The sequence below is a fragment of the uncultured Aggregatibacter sp. genome (assembly GCF_901873365.1).
In the GTDB taxonomy this organism is placed as follows: Bacteria; Pseudomonadota; Gammaproteobacteria; order Enterobacterales; family Pasteurellaceae; genus Aggregatibacter.
The window spans coordinates 1-1,249 of record NZ_CABFLM010000007.1 but is presented as its reverse complement, the minus strand read 5'-3'; the positions used below and the strand labels follow the sequence as shown (position 1 = coordinate 1,249).

General features: G+C 30.3%; 1 protein-coding gene. It reads right to left on the bottom strand.

Going from position 1 to position 1,249, the window contains the following annotated elements:
- Window positions 1-214: 214 nt before the first annotated feature.
- Entirely contained in the window at window positions 215-1,099 is an 885-nt protein-coding gene (locus QZ106_RS00050) for a hypothetical protein (RefSeq protein ID WP_295972673.1), read from the bottom strand.
- Between the last annotated feature and the right edge of the window lie 150 nt (window positions 1,100-1,249).

Below are 1,249 nucleotides of genomic sequence, written 5' to 3'. Positions count from 1 at the left end.
ATTCATAAGAAATTATGTGTTATTTCTTATTAATTTTCTAAATAAAAATACAGTGAGATCTATAAAAAAAGTAAAAATCAAATAAATAAACGTATATACAAAGAAATGAGACCACAATAAACCCTTTGTTAAAACAGAATTTACAGATAGCCAATAATTATCTCCATACACATCTAAAAATGTAAAACCAAATATAAACAATACAAAAAGTACATTACTCTTCCAATATTTCTTTAGGAACATATGTCTCGCCACTTTTCTGTTTTAAATGTATTTCTATTTTTAACTTATCTTTAAAAGCTAAATTTACTATCTTATTACATATTTTTATCCAACTTGAATTAGAAAGATGATCATCATAATCATCATTTATACTGGCTTGCTTAGCTCTATATACTGTGGAATGGATATTTTCTTTTGGTATATAACCGAAGCATCCATAAGATCCGCCTAGATGATCATATCCCAAAACACTATATGTCCCTCCTATATGAATTAATACATTTGTCGCTATATTAGGATTTGCTCTTGGTTCATCGATGCTACTACCATCAAGCTTTGTTTGTGTTTGTAGTGGTTTTGCTGGTAATTTTTCACTACCAAATCGAGTTAATTTAAAAGCATTTAAACCATCTGCCTCATTAATAGAAACATATTTGGCTATACCTCTAGAAATATGTTGTGCTCGAGCAGCAGGAAAATTAGGTATCCATAATGCAGTATATTGATTCCGCTCATAATCATCAGGAACAAACTCCCTATTAAGCAAAAGCTCTTTATTAACAATACCTCTATCAGCTTGTTTTTGATTTCCTAAATAATACCAAGAGTCTCTTGTCACATTGAACGTATCTACAATCTCATCAGATATTTTAACCCTATCTCTATTTAATCGTCTTATCAACACATTAACTTTATATGTTTTTACAATAACTGCCGGATCTGAGAAAACATAGTCTATTCCTTTTAAAGCCTGTATTGTATAGCCTGTTTCTTCTCCCGTTATTTCTAACACAATTATTTTTTGGCTAATCCTTTGCTCAAAAAGATAGTTTTCGCTATTTGTTGTTTTAGCCTCTGTTATTCCTTTGTTTCCCATTCCCAATCTTCCTCATGGTCAATATGTAATCTAAATTTCACGTTTTCTTCATTTTGTGTATAAAAGATAGGAGTTAATCCATCTAAATCAGTAATCCCTTTTTGCTCCCCCTCACTAAGTAATATACTAAACGGAACATTTGCATAAGGG

Bases quoted from the DNA above. Each gene is read 5' to 3' on its own strand.
- QZ106_RS00050 (WP_295972673.1), bottom strand. From the start codon at position 1,099: ATGGGAAACAAAGGAATAACAGAGGCTAAAACAACAAATAGCGAAAAC.